Annotated in this window: 14 protein-coding genes; 9 read left to right on the forward strand and 5 right to left on the reverse strand. The window is 36.0% G+C overall.

Annotated elements, in window-relative coordinates; all coding sequences use genetic code 11:
• Positions 1–20: 20 nt before the first annotated feature.
• Genes FNW21_RS08440 through FNW21_RS08450 form a run of 3 tightly spaced genes read right to left on the reverse strand, consistent with a single transcriptional unit; the run spans position 21 to position 3,236 of the window.
• Positions 21–935, reverse strand: coding sequence for an efflux RND transporter periplasmic adaptor subunit (locus FNW21_RS08440; protein ID WP_185963906.1), 915 nt, complete (start codon positions 933–935; stop codon positions 21–23).
• 4 nt (positions 936–939) lie between these two features.
• On the reverse strand, positions 940–2,178 hold the full coding sequence (locus FNW21_RS08445; RefSeq protein WP_185963907.1) for a TolC family protein: 1,239 nt from the start codon (positions 2,176–2,178) through the stop codon (positions 940–942).
• A gap of 38 nt (positions 2,179–2,216) precedes the next feature.
• Entirely contained in the window at positions 2,217–3,236 is a 1,020-nt protein-coding gene (locus FNW21_RS08450; RefSeq protein WP_144256301.1) for a YncE family protein, read from the reverse strand.
• Positions 3,237–3,346: 110 nt separating this feature from the next.
• Between FNW21_RS08450 and FNW21_RS08455 the strand changes: the two genes are divergently transcribed.
• Positions 3,347–4,771, forward strand: a complete 1,425-nt coding sequence (locus FNW21_RS08455) for an L-serine ammonia-lyase (protein WP_144256302.1) — start codon at positions 3,347–3,349, stop codon at positions 4,769–4,771.
• 258 nt (positions 4,772–5,029) lie between these two features.
• Complete coding sequence (locus FNW21_RS08460; RefSeq protein ID WP_144256303.1) at positions 5,030–6,226, forward strand: PAS domain-containing sensor histidine kinase; 1,197 nt, start codon at positions 5,030–5,032, stop codon at positions 6,224–6,226.
• Positions 6,227–6,422: 196 nt separating this feature from the next.
• Here FNW21_RS08460 and ccsA read toward each other — a convergent pair whose 3' ends face one another.
• Positions 6,423–9,563 carry a cytochrome c biogenesis protein gene (ccsA, locus tag FNW21_RS08465; protein ID WP_144256304.1) on the reverse strand — a complete coding sequence of 1,047 codons (3,141 nt, stop codon included), beginning with the start codon at positions 9,561–9,563 and terminating at the stop codon, positions 6,423–6,425.
• Positions 9,564–10,278: 715 nt separating this feature from the next.
• On the opposite strand from ccsA, the gene FNW21_RS08470 reads away from it, so the two are divergent.
• From FNW21_RS08470 to FNW21_RS08500, 7 genes are all read left to right on the forward strand, one after another.
• On the forward strand, positions 10,279–11,040 hold the full coding sequence (locus tag FNW21_RS08470) for a Rossmann-like and DUF2520 domain-containing protein (RefSeq protein ID WP_144256305.1): 762 nt from the start codon (positions 10,279–10,281) through the stop codon (positions 11,038–11,040).
• A complete protein-coding gene (locus FNW21_RS08475; RefSeq protein WP_144256306.1) occupies positions 11,024–11,551 on the forward strand; it encodes a KdsC family phosphatase in 528 nt (175 codons plus the stop codon). The genes FNW21_RS08470 and FNW21_RS08475 overlap by 17 nt, the downstream gene beginning before the upstream one ends.
• Before the next feature lie 69 nt (positions 11,552–11,620).
• Positions 11,621–12,547 (forward strand): geranylgeranylglycerol-phosphate geranylgeranyltransferase, encoded by a 927-nt coding sequence (locus tag FNW21_RS08480; protein ID WP_144256307.1) that lies wholly within the window; start codon positions 11,621–11,623, stop codon positions 12,545–12,547.
• Positions 12,540–13,124, forward strand: a complete 585-nt coding sequence (locus FNW21_RS08485) for a Maf-like protein (protein WP_144256308.1) — start codon at positions 12,540–12,542, stop codon at positions 13,122–13,124. The genes FNW21_RS08480 and FNW21_RS08485 overlap by 8 nt, the downstream gene beginning before the upstream one ends.
• Before the next feature lie 182 nt (positions 13,125–13,306).
• Positions 13,307–15,124 (forward strand): BamA/TamA family outer membrane protein, encoded by a 1,818-nt coding sequence (locus FNW21_RS08490; protein WP_235889610.1) that lies wholly within the window; start codon positions 13,307–13,309, stop codon positions 15,122–15,124.
• 124 nt (positions 15,125–15,248) lie between these two features.
• On the forward strand, positions 15,249–15,566 hold the full coding sequence (locus FNW21_RS08495; protein ID WP_144256309.1) for a hypothetical protein: 318 nt from the start codon (positions 15,249–15,251) through the stop codon (positions 15,564–15,566).
• A 72-nt stretch (positions 15,567–15,638) separates the two neighbouring features.
• Entirely contained in the window at positions 15,639–16,160 is a 522-nt protein-coding gene (locus FNW21_RS08500) for a hypothetical protein (RefSeq protein WP_144256310.1), read from the forward strand.
• A gap of 79 nt (positions 16,161–16,239) precedes the next feature.
• Here FNW21_RS08500 and FNW21_RS08505 read toward each other — a convergent pair whose 3' ends face one another.
• Positions 16,240–17,199, reverse strand: coding sequence for an alpha/beta hydrolase (locus FNW21_RS08505; RefSeq protein WP_144256311.1), 960 nt, complete (start codon positions 17,197–17,199; stop codon positions 16,240–16,242).
• Positions 17,200–17,539: the final 340 nt, after the last annotated feature.

Below are 17,539 nucleotides of genomic sequence, written 5' to 3' on the forward strand. Positions count from 1 at the left end.
TTAATCTGTGGCAAACCATTTTAATTTTTAACTACTTTCACCTTAATCGTATCGCCTACACCATAATTTCCGGTCAATAAAATTTTGTCTTCACGAGTTAAAACTGGCGATAGAATTTCGATTTTATTTTCGGTTTCAGTTCCTTTTTTGATTGGAATTTTTATAGCGGTATTGGCATTTATCATTTTCATAATCCAAAAATTAGTTTCGGTTTCGTCGCTTAAAACTGCGGCTTTGGGCAACGAAATAGTATTCGAATTCGAAGTTTTATTGATTCGAACTTTTACAATTAAATTTTCTGGAATGTCCTGTTTACCATTGATTTTGAGTACCACATTTTGCGTTTGCGAAGCGGTATCAACGGTTGGCATAAATTTTTGAACTGTTGCTATTCTGCTACTGCCGTCTGGAAGCGTAACGGAAAACGTTTTGCCAATAGTGACAATTTTTTTCAATTCATAAGGTAAACTCAACACCATTGCAAAACTTTTGGTATCGTTAATCGTTACTAACGCATCGCCATCCTGCACATAATCGCCTTGTTGCACATTGACCATCGTTACAATACCGCTGGTATTGGATGTTACTTTTATAGCACCGCCAAAATGGAGCGTTGGGTCAATTTTATTTACCGAATTGCCTAAAATTTTTGCTTCTCTCGTTTTGATAGAAAACAGTTCCTTTCCATGGGTTACAAAATCATTTGTTGCCACATTTACCGAGTTCAAATAACCGGTTGCATTGGCTTTGACAACGTTTTTGACTAGATACGTTGCCGTTGCATTTAGCTCCACATAAGTATCAATTCCTGATGTATCAATAGAGGTAATTGTTACGGGAATAGTGGTATCGATAGGTTTTTCTTCGGCTGTTTTATTTTGGCAAGAAAAAAACAGAAGCGGAATTAGGGCAAATAGGAATAGCTTTTTTCTCATAGTTTTAGTCATTAGAATTCCAATAATTAATTTCGTTAATCAATTGCAGTTGGTTTATTTTGTTTTGCGAAATGGTGTTGTTTATCGCAATTATAGTTGTTATCGCAATCACAAAATCGGTAATTTGTGCATCGCCACTGACTAATAATTTTTTATCAGCTTCAATAAGTGCCTCACTAATTTGGAGTTGTGAATGCAATTGCTTTTCGGTGGCAAAGGTTTGTTGTAACTTCAAATGTAGCATCGTCAATTGCTGTTGGTATTGTTTATTGAAATTGGTTTTATATCCTAAATTGGTTGCTAGAGCGATTTCGTTTTTTTGATGTTGCAATGCTTTTTGTCCGCCATCATAAATGGGAATTGACAATCCAAAACCAACACTTAATCCAAAATTTTTATATCCTTGACTGGCAAAACTGGATAAATATCCTGCATCGCCAAGCAATGCTGCTGTGGGTTTGTAATTGTTGTCAATGAGTTTGTTTTGATTCTGGATTTTCAAACTATCGATTTCAAATTGTTTTAGAAACACGAATTTTTCGTTGTTTTTCAGGCTTTTTAAAGTGATTTTTGGGTTTTTTAATCGTACAAAAGTGGTGTCATTTTCGCCCGAAAGATAGTTTAGCAACCCCAAATCGTTTTGATATTGTTGCTTTAAACTTAAAACTTGCAATTCCTGGTGCTGTACTGTGGACAGAAAAATTAAATAATCAGTTTGTTTGTAAATGGAATTTTGGGTTAATTTTTTTAGAATTTGCGATTCGGATTTTAATAATTCCAATATTTTTTGATTGTAAACAATTTGTTCTTGGTTTCCAGAAGCCGAAATGTATTGAGAAACAATCGTTTTATTCAAATCCTTGAAGGCAATTTTTTTATTCAAAACCAAACCTTCTTTTAGTAATTTAAAGGTTTCGGCTTGCGTATTAATCCTATTTTTACTCATTATTTTTTGATTAATTCCAACCAATCCCGACACCGATTGCCCATTTGTAATCGCATTATCGTAACCAAAACCATTGTAATTGGGCGCATAATTCGCAAGAAGATTTCCAGTAACTTGAGGCTTATATGAAGCTTTAGTGATTAAACTATCTATTGCATTCGACTTAATTTGATTGGATAAATCGTTAAGCAAAGGCGAGTTGGTTTGTGCTTTTTCGATATAAAAGCGCAACTCTTTTTCTTGCGAAAAAGAGTTGGTTACACAAAGTAAAAAAAGTATTGCAAGGGGTATTTTCATTTGATTCCTAGTAAATTTAAGGGTAGAAAAATCAGCATTTATTGCCCGCTTGAAACCACCAAAATCATAAAGGAATTGGGAGCAATGCTTGGCCATGGATTTGGATTTTCGGGAGTAGGTTTTGGTTTTGCACCAAAATTTGCTGTGGATAAATATAGTTTACTATTGCTTGGATTCAAAGCAATTGTTCGTGCTCCTTTTTTGGATTTTACTGTTTCTTGAACCATAAAACTAGTGTTATTTTTTTCTTTAATTACCGTAATCGTTCCCTCTCCATTGGAACTAAAAACGAGTTTCTTTTTGGCATCAAAAGCAACACCGTCGCAACCATCTCCAATTGGGAGCGTTTTGATTATTTTACCCTTAAGAGCATCAACAATTACCATCAATTTATTGCCACAAACCGAAAACAAACGATTGGTTTCCAGATCAATTGCTAAACCAGACGGTTCGTCACCAGGCGCAATAGACCAAGTTGCTGTAACTTCTAATTTGGTGGCATCTATGGTTTTAATTTGGTTTTTATCTTCAATATTCACATAAATCAACCCTTTGGTATTGGTGACTGAAAATTCAGGTTTTCCGCCTAACGGAATCGTTTTTATGACTTTATGGGTTACGGCATCTAGAACGGTGGCGTCATTGGATTTGGCATTATAAGTAAACACTTTTTTAGAAAAGGCATCATACAAAACGGCATCTGGTTTTTGGCCTTCAATGGCGACTTTTTCTATTAATTCAAAAGTTTTTAGATTGACAATTGCAACGGCATTTTCTGCACCGCAAGTGATAAAAGCTTTGTTCAAATCATTGGCAATCGCAATTCCGTGAACGCCTTTGGTATTGGGAATGGTAAAAATCACGGCATCCGATTTTAAATCAACCACATTAACAACGTTTCCGTGAGAGACAAATAGCTTTTGGTTTACATCATCTACAGCTAAATAATCCCAGCCAGAATCGCCATTTATTGCTATTTTTTTTGAAACTTTAAAGGTTTGACCAATGCCATTTGTGAGGTAGAAAACTACGAATAATAAGGTGACAATTTTTTTCATTTGATATAAAAATAAGAATTGTTAGTGTTGTCTCAAAAATACATTAATTTAATTATAAAATTCGTTTTGCGTTAGCATTACTTTATATTTGCTTTAGAAAATCGATGCTCATGGAAGAATGTATTTCTGTTTTTGATATGTTAAAAATAGGTGTTGGGCCTTCAAGTTCGCACACATTAGGGCCATGGCGTGCCGCTGAACGCTTTTTGTTAGAATTGGGATTAGATAAGCGTCAAGCAATAACCCGCATTCGAGTTGATTTATATGGTTCCCTGTCGCTGACAGGAAAAGGTCACGCCACTGATTTGGCCATTATGCTCGGACTTTCGGGGCAAGATCCAGAAACGATTCCGATTCAAAATATTGACTCCATCATCAAATCAATCAAGACCACAAACGAGATTCTTTTAGGTAATCAAAAAAGGATTCCATTTCATTGTTTGGAAGACCTCGTTTTCAATAAAAACTTCCTTCCTTTTCATGCTAATGGACTTCGTTTTACCGCTTTTTTTGAGGATAAAACCCAGTATGTTTCGACATTTTATTCTATCGGTGGTGGTTTTGTAGTCAAAGAAGAACGGAGTAACGCCAAGAAAAAATTGGACATCAAATGTGCTTTTCCGTTTCCAATTCAAAATGCCGAGGAACTCTTAAATTATACCATTTCTCAAAACAAATCCATATCCGAAATTGTTTATGAGAACGAAAAATCCATGCGTTCCGAAACCGAAATCCATCATGAATTATTACGAATTTGGCATACAATGCTCGAGTGTATGTACATAGGTTGCCACTCGGAGGGCGTGCTTCCTGGCGGATTGAACGTGCACCGACGTGCTTTTGATATGCACCAAAATCTCATTGGGTTGGCCAATTACAACTCGCCACAAACATGGTTAGAAGAAATTAGAAAAACGGAAGTGAAGTTCCGACAAATATTAAAATGGGTTTCCTGTTTTGCCCTAGCGGTAAATGAGGTAAATGCCGCCTTGGGTCGTGTTGTTACCGCTCCCACAAACGGAAGTGCTGGTGTAATTCCTGCCGTTTTAATGTATTATTTGGTCATAGAAAAACATGAAGCGGGCGACAACGAAATCAAAAAATTCCTAATGGTTGCGGGCGAAATTGGTAGTATTTTCAAAAAAGGGTCTACCATATCAGCCGCTATGGGAGGTTGTCAAGCCGAAATTGGGGTTTCGAGTGCTATGGCAGCAGCCGCCTTAACCGAAGTCATGGGAGGAACGCCAGCGCAAGTACAAATTGCTGCCGAAATTGCTATGGAACATCACCTAGGATTAACCTGTGATCCTATAGGTGGTTTGGTTCAAATACCGTGTATCGAGCGCAATACAATGGGTGCTATAAAAGCGATAAATGCCGCCGAATTAGCCCTAGAAACCAATGCCAAAAATGCCAAAGTTCCCCTCGACAAAGTGATTGATACCATGTGGCAAACCGCCAAAGATATGAACTCCAAATACAAAGAAACCTCACAAGGCGGACTAGCAATTGCTGTGAATATGGCGGATTGTTAGGGAATTGTTTGGAGGTTGATTTCGGGTGTTATAAACGTTGTTTTTTAGGGATTTAAATAGGATTTTTGCATATTAATTCCTAAAAACAGGGATGCTATTTCCCAGTAATAAATGATACTCTTTAAAACTCGAAAATCCTGTTTTTATATAATGGGTTTGCTATATTTGCCAACAGTAAATAACCGTTTTTTCAAACTGACTTCCTGCGCTATTTTAGGGGAAACAACAAGATAATTCATTTTATATAATATACTTTCAATGGAAAATAAACAAGAAAATTCGAAAATTACAAAGAACAAATACATGCCTACGGCTGCATTTTATAGTCAAATAATTGATAGCTTACAGGATTATTCGATTTTTACATTAGATCAAGAATTTGTCATTAACAGCTGGAGTTCAGGTGCTGCAAAAATATTTGGTTACGAAACCGATGAAGTTATAGGAGAATCTTTTGAATTGATTTTTACAGACGAAGATTTAAAAAATGGTGTTCCAAAAAAGGAAATTGAAACTGCTCTTAAAGAAGGCAGAGCAACTGATAATAGGTGGCATATTGCCAAAGATAAAAGCCTTTTTTATGCCTATGGGTTGGTTTTTCCACTCATTGGTTTAGGGGGAGAAATGTTGGGTTATGTAAAAATTTTACGCGATTTGACAGAAAGAAAACATTCTGAAGATGCTATCAAAAAATACGTCAAAGAATTAGAGGAACTCAACACACATAAAGAAAGTGTTTTGGCCATACTGTCTCACGATTTAAGAAGTCCATTATCGGCTATCATTGGAACAGCCAAGTATTTAAAAGAGAATTTCCAAAAAATGAAGCCCGAAGCGGTTCAGGAAATGCTTAATTTACTCTACAAATCCTCTATCGACGAGTTGGAAATGTTAGACTATCTTGTAGAATGGGCAAGAATAAAATACGCATCTGACGTTTTTTCTCCGCAAAAAATAAAATTAACGGAATACATCAATAAAGTTTTTGAAACCTTGAACGAAACGGCTTCGATAAACGCTATCAATTTGCATCACGAAATTGAAGAAAACACTTCCGTTTTTGCCGATGGTAAAATGCTGATTTCGATAATTCAAAATATCGTTTCAAACGCTATAAAACATACCGAAAAAGGAGGGTCTATTACAATTTCTGCAAAAACTATGGCAGATAAAATCATTGTCCAAGTCAAGGATACAGGAATTGGAATGTCAAAAGAAATCATGGAAAAACTTTTTACGCCACAAATGAAAACCCTTTCGGAAACAAGAAAAAAGAACAAAGGAGCTGGGATTGGATTGTTATTAGTAAAAGGATTTTTAGAAAAAAATGGTGGTGAAATTTGGGTTGAAAGCATCGAAGGCGAGGGATCTACTTTTTATTTTACATTGCTACTCAATGAGCCTTTATATAAAATAGGCAGTTCCGACGAAATTATGTTTGACGAAAGTGCGTAATTGCTATTTGTAGGACTCATTTAAGTACTTGATTTTAATACTATTGTTTATCCAAATGGGAGTAGAAATAGAAATCAAAAGGGATTAAGTTTATTGCGGTATCAATCGTTTTTGACTATTAAAATCCCAAATAACAATCACAAAAAAAGGTTCAACTCACAAAGTTGAACCTTTTTTTTGGGTCAATAAACGATCTTTATTTCTTATAGTATTTTCTGTATTTAGGATAGGTGATGGCACCAATACCCGCAATAGTTCCTAATGAGTAATAAATCCAATCCAAGGATTTTGCCTCGCCACTGGCGTAGGAGTGCATGCCCACCAAGTGAAAATTCACTCCATAATACGTGAACAAAATAGATACAAAAGCAAACATACTCATTAAGTTAAAAATCCATTTCCCTCGTAACGAAGGAACAAATCGAGCGTGAATCACAAAGGCGTAGACCATAATACTAATCAAAGCCCAAGTTTCTTTTGGATCCCAACCCCAGTAACGTCCCCAACTTTCGTTTGCCCATTGTCCGCCAAGAAAATTCCCTATGGTAAGCATAATGAGTCCAATGGTCAATGCCATTTCGTTGATGTAGGTGATTTCTTGAATGTTTAAATCCATTTTGGCTTTGTTTTTTTCATTGGTAAAAAAGATTAAAACAAGCGATACAAAACCTAAAATTAGTCCTAAAGCAAATGGGCCGTAACTTGCCACGATAACCGCCACGTGAATCATCAACCAGTAGGAATTAAGCACGGGTTGCAGGTTGGCAATTTCGGGATCAATCCAGTTGGCATTGGCGGCCATAAAAATCATTGAAGTGACAAATGCTGCCGAGGCGACTGTTAATTTTGACTTACTGTCGAATGCCAATCCAAAAAACATCGTTGCCCAAGCCACATAAATAATGGCTTCGTAGGCATTACTCCATGGGGCATGCCCAGATATGTACCAGCGTGCCACTAGCGCTATGGTGTGTAAAAGAAAGAAGAACCCAATACTGATGTGAAAAGCGTTAACGGTAACTCGGAATACTTTTTTGTCAAAGAAAATAGAGAGCAGTGTAAAAACGAGCATCAAGATTCCCGCAAGCGAATAGCAGTAAAACAATTTGGGTAAAATATCGTATTTGTTGTACGCAATTTCAAGGTCTATTTTACGCTGTGAAGGCATTACTTTGCTTCCAAATTTTTTCTGGAAACCGTTTATACTTTCTATTAATTCGTTTGCTGTTTTATAATTTTTGCTAGTTGCGGCATCGTTTAAAGTGCCAAAATACAACGGCAAAACGTTTTTGGTATAGGTAGCATCCATTCCTTTGAGTCCAGCATGATCGATTTCTAGGTACGAAATCCACTTGTTATTGGGGTCTTTTGGAATCGGGAAAATGCGCAAGATACTTCCCGTCAAAGCGGATTCCATTAGGTTTACTTTTTTATCGGTTTCTATAAAACCTTTTTCAAAAGAATCTGGATTGGCAGCTTTGTAGGCTTCATCAAGATACGGTGTCAATTTGTAGTTCCCTTTTTCGTCAAAGAAAGCAATAAAAGGAGCATATTTTGCCTGTGAATCAATACCAATAATTTTGCGAATACTGTCGTTTTCTGGCTTAATGTAAATGAGCGGTACTTCAATCCAAATTTTGGCATATTGCGTCATCGACAATAATACCTGATCAGAATTCATATTTTGGTACGTATCGGCATGGCTCACTTTACGCAACAATTCCGACGAAAAGGTATTGATTGGTTTCATTCTACCGCCCGCATCCTGAATGATTAATCGCCCAAACTTGGTCGCATGCGACTCGGGAACGGTGTATTTAATGAGTAAGGAGTCCAATGCTTTTTGGGTTGGAATTTGGTGTTGATGGGCCTCATGATTTTGAGCAAAACCAACAAAGCTAAACAAGAACAACAGTGTAAGCAATGCCGCTTTTTTGGCTTTGACCACTTCTAACTTGCGTTTCAAATCGGCAAAACGGGAATGCTTGGTAAATAGAATGGACATCATGGCAAAAAACAGCATGAAATAGCCCGCATACGTAATGCAAGTTCCCCAAAAATCATGGTTTACGGACAACACCGTTCCTTTTTCGTCAGGGTCAAAAGAGGATTGAAAAAACCGATATTGCTTGTAATCCAGTACATTATTCATAAAAATACGCGCATTAAATGATTTTAAAGAATCCTGAACGGTAACTTTACTTTCAAAGGCCGAGTAACTTTTCTCGGTTCCGGGATATTTTTTGGCTATAAAATCGTTTAATTTTATTTTAAAAGGCAAAACGTATGCTTTACTACCATAGAAAAAGGTGTACTCAATCTTGCCAATTTTTACGGTTTTGAAATCTCCTACTTTGCCTTTGGAACCCAAAACGGTAACTGATTTTTCTTGCCCTTCGGCTTTGACTTTCAAGACCAAAGCATCTTCATGCGTTTTGGCTTTGTAATCAATTTTTTCTTCGTAATCAATCACGCCTTTGCTAGCAGGATCCGGAAAAACAAACCGTTTTTCGCCTATGCTGTATAGCGATCGCATCATCAATGGTTGTGCGGCATCCTTGATTACCTTGCCTTGTAATTTATCAGCCATGCGCATAAAATTTCCTTCAAATGGGGTTTGAATCGTGTAGGTTGCGCCCGTTGTATTGATGTTTATGGCTCCAGCAGTATATTTATTTAAAGCAAAAAGTACGTTGTGAATGTTTTGAACTTCGCCTTCTTTCAAAAAATGTTCTTCACGTCCACCCGCACCCGCTTCGACTAATTTCAAATACACAATCCCTTTTGGATCTGGTTTTACATATTCTTTGGCACCCATAATATACTTTTGATATTCAATTTCAAAAGGGGTTGTAGCGAAATTTTCTTTGATCGAAAAAGCATTGTTGGTAACAGGAGATAGGAGCAAAGGCTTCTCGAAAATACGGCGTTTCATGTCGCCCTTGTATTCGCCATCTACAAAAACGGTCAAAAAAGTCTTATCCGAAAAAAACTGATTCTCGGCAGCACCTTCGCGAATGGGCATCATGCCTTCGTAACTGATATAACGGGTTACAAACGCTCCCAAAATGATGAATATAAAAGCCAAATGCAACAATAAAGTAGCCCATTTTTCTTTCTTCAAAAGTTGGTATCGCTTGATGTTTCCAATGAAATTTATCAAGAAAAAAACGTGAATGGCTTCAAACCACCACGCATTGTAAATCCAAATTTTAGCGGTATCCGTATTGTATTTGCTTTCGATAAAGGTTCCTGAGGCCATGGCAACGGCATATCCTAGAAATAAAACAGCCATTAATCGTGTCGAAAACAAAAAGGAGTAGTATTTTTTATCCATTTATAAAGAGAATAGTTTTGTAAAAGTGGTACAAAAGTACTCAAAAATGTTGACTCCATTCTTGACACATTTGTTAATTTAATCCAAAATTAAGGAAGCCTTTTTTGCTGAATGAAAAGAGAATTTACGATACAAAAACCAACAAAAAGCATTCGTTTTTAAGGTTTTTACTATCATAATGAATCAGTGAAATAAAAACAGTAGTATTTTATTTCAAAATCTGTGACCCGAGCGATAGCGAATAGGCGAAGCGATCTGCGGTGAACTTTTAAAAGCGGTTATCTAGCAGGGCATTCGCTTTTAAAAAAAAGTTAAACACGAATTTCACGAATTACGATCAGTTTTAATTACACTAACTCTAAAAATAGGCAAAATTTATTCTGTTCAATTATTAAATTTGTGATAATCTGTGTAATTTGTGGTAGAAAATTTTAAAAGAGAATGCCCTGGATTCTTTGCCACGGCATTCGCTTTTAAAAAGCATAATCTTCTTTAACCACAAATTACACAAATTACACAAATTACACAAATTACACAAATTACACAAATTATATAAATTTACGCAAAAATGAACCCGTCAATAACATCATAATTAACTCAAACAGACCAAAAACAGACTTTGAATTTGTGAAAATTTGTGATGAAAAATTTTAAAAGCGAATGCCCTGGTTGTCTAGCTGTTTTATCCTTTAAAAAAAAATGGTAGTTTTGTAGCATGATCAAAGTAACAATTATAGGTTCAGGAAATGTAGCACAGCACTTAATCAACGTGTTTTTGGCTAGTGCGCAAATTGAGCTCGTACAGGTTTTTGCTAGAAAAAAAGAATCCGTACTTCATTTGCTTGATTTTGACAAAATTGTTACCGCATACACTGATTTGAAAGAAGCCGATTTGTATATATTAGCAGTATCCGATGGCGCAATTAGTACCGTTTCATCGCAACTGCCTTTTGTAAATAAATTGGTAGTTCACACCTCTGGAAATGCTTCAATTACTGCTTTGGACGATAAGAATAGGAAAGGTGTTTTTTATCCTTTGCAAACATTTTCTAAAAATAAACCTATCGATTTTAGCGTTATTCCAATTTGTTTAGAAACCGAAAATCCTACTGATTTTCAATTGATAGACAAAGTAGCCAAGAGTATTTCGACAGCTGTTTTTACCATCAATTCGCAACAGCGAAAAGCCTTGCATGTAGCGGCTGTTTTTGTCAATAATTTTACGAATCATTTGTACCAAATAGGGCAGGATATATGTGAGGAACACCAAATTCCTTTTGGAATTTTGATGCCTTTAATTCAAGAAACTGCTCAAAAAATAAAAACCCTTTCGCCTCAAGATGCACAAACGGGGCCTGCAAGGCGGCATGACGAGACTACAATTCAATCGCACGAGAATTTTTTGACGCATGACAATCAAATACTTATCTATAAAATACTAACCCAATCGATACAAAATCATGGCAAAAAGCTATAAAGAAATAATGAATACCATCACAACCTTTGTTTTTGATGTTGATGGAGTACTTACGGACAGTTCCGTATTGGTAACCAATGAAGGCGAAATATTGCGAACCATGAATATCAGGGATGGATATGCTATGAAAGCAGCCGTAGAAAGTGGCTATAATGTTTGTATTATTTCGGGCGGAAGCAACGAAGGTGTTCGGGTGCGTTTGCGCAATCTGGGCATTACGGACATTCATTTAGGAACGCCTGATAAAGTCGAAACTTTTAAAGAATATACAGCGGTGTACCAAATAAATCCAGAACAAGTGCTCTATATGGGCGATGATATTCCAGATTATCATGTGATGCAATTGGTTGGTTTGCCTAGCTGTCCGCAAGATGCTAGCCCCGAAATAAAAGCGATTTCAGGCTACATTTCGCATAAAAATGGAGGAAAAGGTGCCGCTCGAGATGTCATTGAGCAAGTTATGAAAGTACAAGGAAAATGGATGGCACATTTTGACGGGAAACACGATTAAATAAGCTTTTAAAATACTAAAATTCAGTATACTTTCTATTGAAAAAGCAATACTCTTTAGACAAAAAAAATGAAATACCTTACACTCATACGCTACCAAAACCTACTGTTTCTTGCCATTATGCAACTGGTTTTTAGGTATGGTTTTCTGGAACTGCAAAACGTTTCCTTGGCATTGGCCTATTGGCAATATGGCTTATTAGTGCTTTCGACATTATTAATTGCGGCTGGTGGTTATGTTATCAATAATATTTTTGACCAAGATACGGATGCCATCAACAAACCCAATCAAGTTGTTGTAGGCAAAACTATTCCCGAAACTACTGCATACACTATCTATATGGGGCTTACGGTTACGGGTGTTGCCATTGGATTTTATTTATCGAATGTGATCCAAAGACCTAGCTTTGCAACGCTTTTTATTTTAATTGCAGCAACACTTTATTTCTACGCCACGAGTTTGAAACAAATGCTGCTAATAGGCAATATTGTTGTGGCATTATTGCTGTCTATAAGCGTTCTTGTCATTGGTGTTTTTGATATTTTTCCTGCAACCGATGCAAGCAACCAACAACAAATGCGAAACCTTTTTTCGATCCTTTGGGATTATGCTGTTTTTGCATTTATGATTAATTTTATTCGGGAAATTGTCAAGGATTTAGAAGATTTGGATGGCGATTACCAACAGGGTATGAGCACTTTGCCTATTGTTTTGGGAGTTTCAAGAACTACCAAAATTGTTTTTGGGTTGAGTTGTGTTCCCGTTTTGGTACTGTTGAATTACATCAATACTTATTTTGTTCCCAATAATTTAATGTTGATTACCGCCTATAGTTTTGCTTTTATTGCCGCACCTTTGCTCTATTTTTCAATTCAAATTTGGTCTGCCAAAACCACCAAAGCTTTTCATCATTTGAGTACCATTTTAAAATTAATATTGCTTTTTGGACTTTTTTCAATAGCGCTTCTCATGTATACCATTCAGCACCATGCTTAAAAATAAATTAAAAAAATACAACTTAATTTTGGCTTCGGGATCACCTAGAAGACAACAATTTTTCAAAGATTTGGATTTGGATTTTGAAATCCGATTAAAAGAAATACCTGAAATTTACCCACCTGAATTAAAATCGGGAGCCATTACGAACTATCTCGCGGCACTAAAAGCGAGTGCTTTTGAGGGCGATTTGCAAGACAACGATATTCTAATTACCAGCGACACGATTGTTTGGCACAACGGCAACGCATTAGGAAAACCCAAAGACCACGAGGATGCTTTTGCTATTTTAAAATCATTGTCTAATGCCACTCATGAGGTAATTACATCAGTCTGTTTCAAGACAAATGCTGGCTCGACGCTGCTTCAAGAAACGACCAAAGTGACGTTTAATGCCTTGAGCGATGAAGCCATTTTGTATTATTTAGAACACTACAAACCCTATGATAAAGCGGGTGCTTACGGTATTCAAGAATGGATTGGCTTTATAGGCGTTGCAAAAGTTGAAGGTTCTTACGCCAATGTTATGGGATTGCCTACGGATAAGGTGTACGCTTATTTGAGTACATTAGCTTAGTCAAACCGTATTGCGTTGCTGTAGTAGTAGCTAGAAAAAAACAGCTTGTAAGTACACATAGTAAATGTGTGAATTTTATAATTTTTTTGACTAAATCTATAATTATTATTTTTAAAATAAATACCACCTTTGATGGCGTTATTTTTCTTTATTCTTGCTAAAAAAAACATAGAATACTGCTTATGAAAGTCTTCTTTACCTTGATCTGTTTTTTTTTAATGCTAAACGGTCAACTCTTGTTTTCGCAAGTTAGCGTTCCTAAAACCGATAGTTCGAAGGTTTATAACTCCATTCAAAACTATTCGAAAAAGAAAAAATTCACTACTTTTTTGCACAAATTAGTTTTTAGACCTGTAAATGTCAAAAAGAGAAAAAACAAAATTATCCTTCAAAATTTTGGGCCTTTTGAAGGAAAGATTATCCGCACGATTACAATTACAACGCTAGATCCTTTTGGCTATTCAACAACCGATACCACACAAAAACCAGATAAATGGCGAGAAAGAACAGGAAATAGAATCCACGTTAAGACCAAAAAACTAGTGGTAAAAAATTTCCTGCTCATTAAGGAAAATGACGTACTAGATTCGTTATTGGTTAAAGAATCAGAACGATTGTTGCGAGCGCAACGGTTCATAAACACGGTCGATGTTGTTGTAAAACCAGTTTCAAACGCTGCTGATTCGGTTGATGTTGTGATTCGTGTTTTAGATTCTTGGAGTTTGATTCCAAGAGCTTCTTTTTCGCCATCACAGGTGACTTTAAAGCTCAACGAACGCAACTTTATGGGCATGGGGCACGAGTTTCATAATGAGTATAAGAGTCGGAAAAACGATGGGAATATTGGCTATTTATGGGATTATACGATTCCTAATATCAAGAACACTTTTATCAAAACAAACTTTAAATATCAAATAGATTTAGACCGTTATTACAGCAAAAGCATTACTATCGAGCGTCCTTTTTACTCTGCTTTTACTAAATGGGCGGGCGGGATTTATGTTGACCAACAGTTCAGGAAAGATACACTCCCTGACAGTGCGCTCGAGTATGCTTCGCAAAATTTCAAGTACAATTCACAGGATTATTGGGTGGGTCACGCCTTTAGCATTTTTAAGGGAAATACTCCAAACAATAGAACAACGAACTTAATTGTTTCAGGGCGTTACTTACATATCAATTATTTAGAAAATCCTACTGCTGCTTACGATCCTATTAATTTCTATTCGGATGAGAAATTGTACCTTATGGGAATTGGTATTACGTCTCAAAAATTTGTGCAAGACAAGTATATTTTTAGAAATGGTGTTGTTGAGGATATTCCCATTGGCAAAATTTATGGCATCACGAGTGGGTATCAATACAAGAATAGCACGGGTCGTTTTTATTTGGGTGCTCGAGCTTCGTTAGGAAATTATTATTCGTGGGGTTTTTTGAGTGTTAATATGGAATTAGGTACTTTTTTTGAAAAATCAAATACCAGTCAAACTGCCTTTACGTTTCAAGCCAACTATTTTACGAACCTAATGCACCTGGGCGATTGGAAAATTAGACAGTTTATAAAACCCCAATTTATTATAGGATCTCATAGATTGAATGCTATTGGCGATAGCCTCACACTCAACGAGCAATACGGAATTGAAGGATTTAATAGTGCACTCTATGGCACTCAAAAAATGGTTTTAACCTTGCAAACCCAAGCCTATTCGCCCTGGAATGTTTGGGGTTTTCGATTAAATCCCTATTTTAGTTATTCTTTAGGGTATTTGGGAACTCCCCAAAAGCATTTAAACCACAGTCAACCGTATTCCAAAATTGGGATTGGATTAATTATCAATAATGATTTTTTGGTGTTTAGTTCGTTCCAAATCTCATTGGCCTATTTTCCTAATACAGGTACCAATGGCGACTCCAATTTTAGAACAAACACTTTTGATACTGATGATTTTGGTTTGCAAGATTTTGAATTGGCTAAACCAAGAACCGTAATTTTCAAGTAGTTTGACCGCTATATTTTTTTGAACTGTGAATTTTACAACAATTGACAATAATCGTACAACAAATTGTTTTGGAATGTTATTGACCTTTACCCTGACAATAATGTTAAACCAAAATACAAATAAAATGAAAAAATTGACTTTCTATTTAATGGTAATCGTTTTATCCTTAAATGCTTTTCCTAGTTCATTGTATGCAGCTGAAAAAAATCCAACTGCTATTGCAACCACACCAAAAGAGATGCCCGAAAACGTAAAAGTAATGCTGAATCGCTTGAACGAAATCAAAGACATGGACAAATCCAATTTGAGTTCGACTGAAAAAAAAGAACTTCGTAAGGAAGTACGCACCATTAAAGCAAACTTAAAATCAAGCGGTAACGGCGTGTATCTTTCAGTAGGTGCGATTATCATTGTAATCCTTTTGCTGATTCTTATCTTGTAATAAAACAGGCAGTTGCTGGCTAATAAAATAGTAGTAAAGCAAATTGCAAAAAAATAACGAATAAAAACAAAAATGAAAATAGTAAAACTTATTGTAGTAGGTACAATCCTTTTGGTAACAACGGCTATGCACTCGCAAATTTCGGTTAGTGTTAATTTTGGAACTCCACCAGCTTGGGGGCCAGTAGGATATTCATCTGTAGACTATTACTACCTACCTGATGTTGAAGCGTATTATGATATTAGGGAGTCACAATTTATTTATTTTGGAAACGGAAGATGGATTCGTTCTGCTCGTTTGCCCAAAAAATATAGCAATTACGATTTGTATCATGGATATAAAGTGGTCTTAAACGATTACCATGGTCGCAGTCCGTATGCGAATTTCAACCAGCACAAAGTTACTTATTATAGGGGTTACAAAGGAAATCCTCAAAAAGTATATGGCAAAAACTATTCAAAAGAAAATAGAAGAAACGAGAATAGAGGAAATTTTGAACACGGCAACGGCAACCGTGGGAACGAACATAACAACAATGGAAATCATGACAATGGAAATCATGGTAACAAAGGAAATGGTCACGGGAAGCACTAATTTCTAGAACTTGCTTTCCTAAAAAAATGAGGCTGTATTTTATGTACAGCCTCATTTTTTTTATATACCAATTTAGCTTTTAAAAATTAGCGTTCAACCAACCAAACAATGTTTCAAAAACGGTTTTTCGTACCGCTTTTTTGGACAAAACTAGGTCGTGAATGGCGCCACGTATAGCCAAAATCTCCTTTTTGGGTGCTTGTATTAATGACGCTTTATGCGCAATAGCTGTTACATTCAAAATAGCATCGCCTTCAAATAGTGATTCACTCCATTGTTTAGGATAAAGGGATTGCTCCGAATGTAAAATCAAAATAGGAACGCCTACTGTAATTCCAGCTCTTATTTTAAGATGCCCTTTGTGAATGGCTGCTATCCAACCTGCATTCAAAGTACCAATCAAATGAGGTTTCCAATTCAAATTATAATCCCATTCGCCATGATCGTTTTGATGCAAACTTTCGCCATACAATGCCGAAAAGCCAACGGGAATTGGAAGATTTGGAATGATTTTACCCAATAAAGCAACAATCGGGATTAGCGTTTTCTTTTGAATCTCGGGTAGATTCATATCATAAAATGGACTATTACAAAAAACAGCATCAAAAAGTTCATATTCAATGCGTTCCGCAGCATATAAACTGGCAATCAATCCTCCTGTTGAATGACCGTAAAGCAAGATTTTCTCATTTCCTTCTTGTTTCATAAGAAGCAATGCGTCATCTAAATCTGTGTAATATTCCGCAAGATTCCGTGTGTTGTTTTGTCTTTGATTCGGCAATATCGAACGACCATATTTTCTTAAATCAACCGCATAAAAATGAAACCCTTTTTGAATAAATTCAGCAGCCATTTCCTCCTGAAAAAAATAATCATTAAAACCATGTACGTATAAAACGGCTTTTGTGCTGGGTATTGTAGTGCGTTTTCGGATTACAGTTGTGATTACTTTGCCCTCATAATCATTGGGCTGGTTTATCGTTGTTTGTTCAAAACCATGGCTTAAAACATCTTCGATATATTTTATTTCTTGCTTCATAGAACGGTGTTAAATGGCTGTTGTAATCCTATTTTGCCCCCAAAACTAAAATTAATATTGGTATAACCACAATTTGTAACTGTTTATTCCATGAAATTAATACAATCTTAAGAAAAACGCATCATTTTGAATAAAAAAGGAGTCGTTTTGAATACTTTTCTGAATCAAAAAAGAGTGTACACTTGGTTTTTTAGTGCTGTAGTATCGTTTTTTTTAGGATATTTTTTTCTCAAAAGATACTTTTTTAACCCATTCAAAATAGTAATTCTTCGATTGCCTTTTATTTAAAACAAACATTAACATAATGTTTTGAATGACGGCTAAAAACCCAATTGTTTTA

Source organism: Flavobacterium restrictum (assembly GCF_007097245.1).
GTDB lineage: Bacteria > Bacteroidota > Bacteroidia > Flavobacteriales > Flavobacteriaceae > Flavobacterium > Flavobacterium restrictum.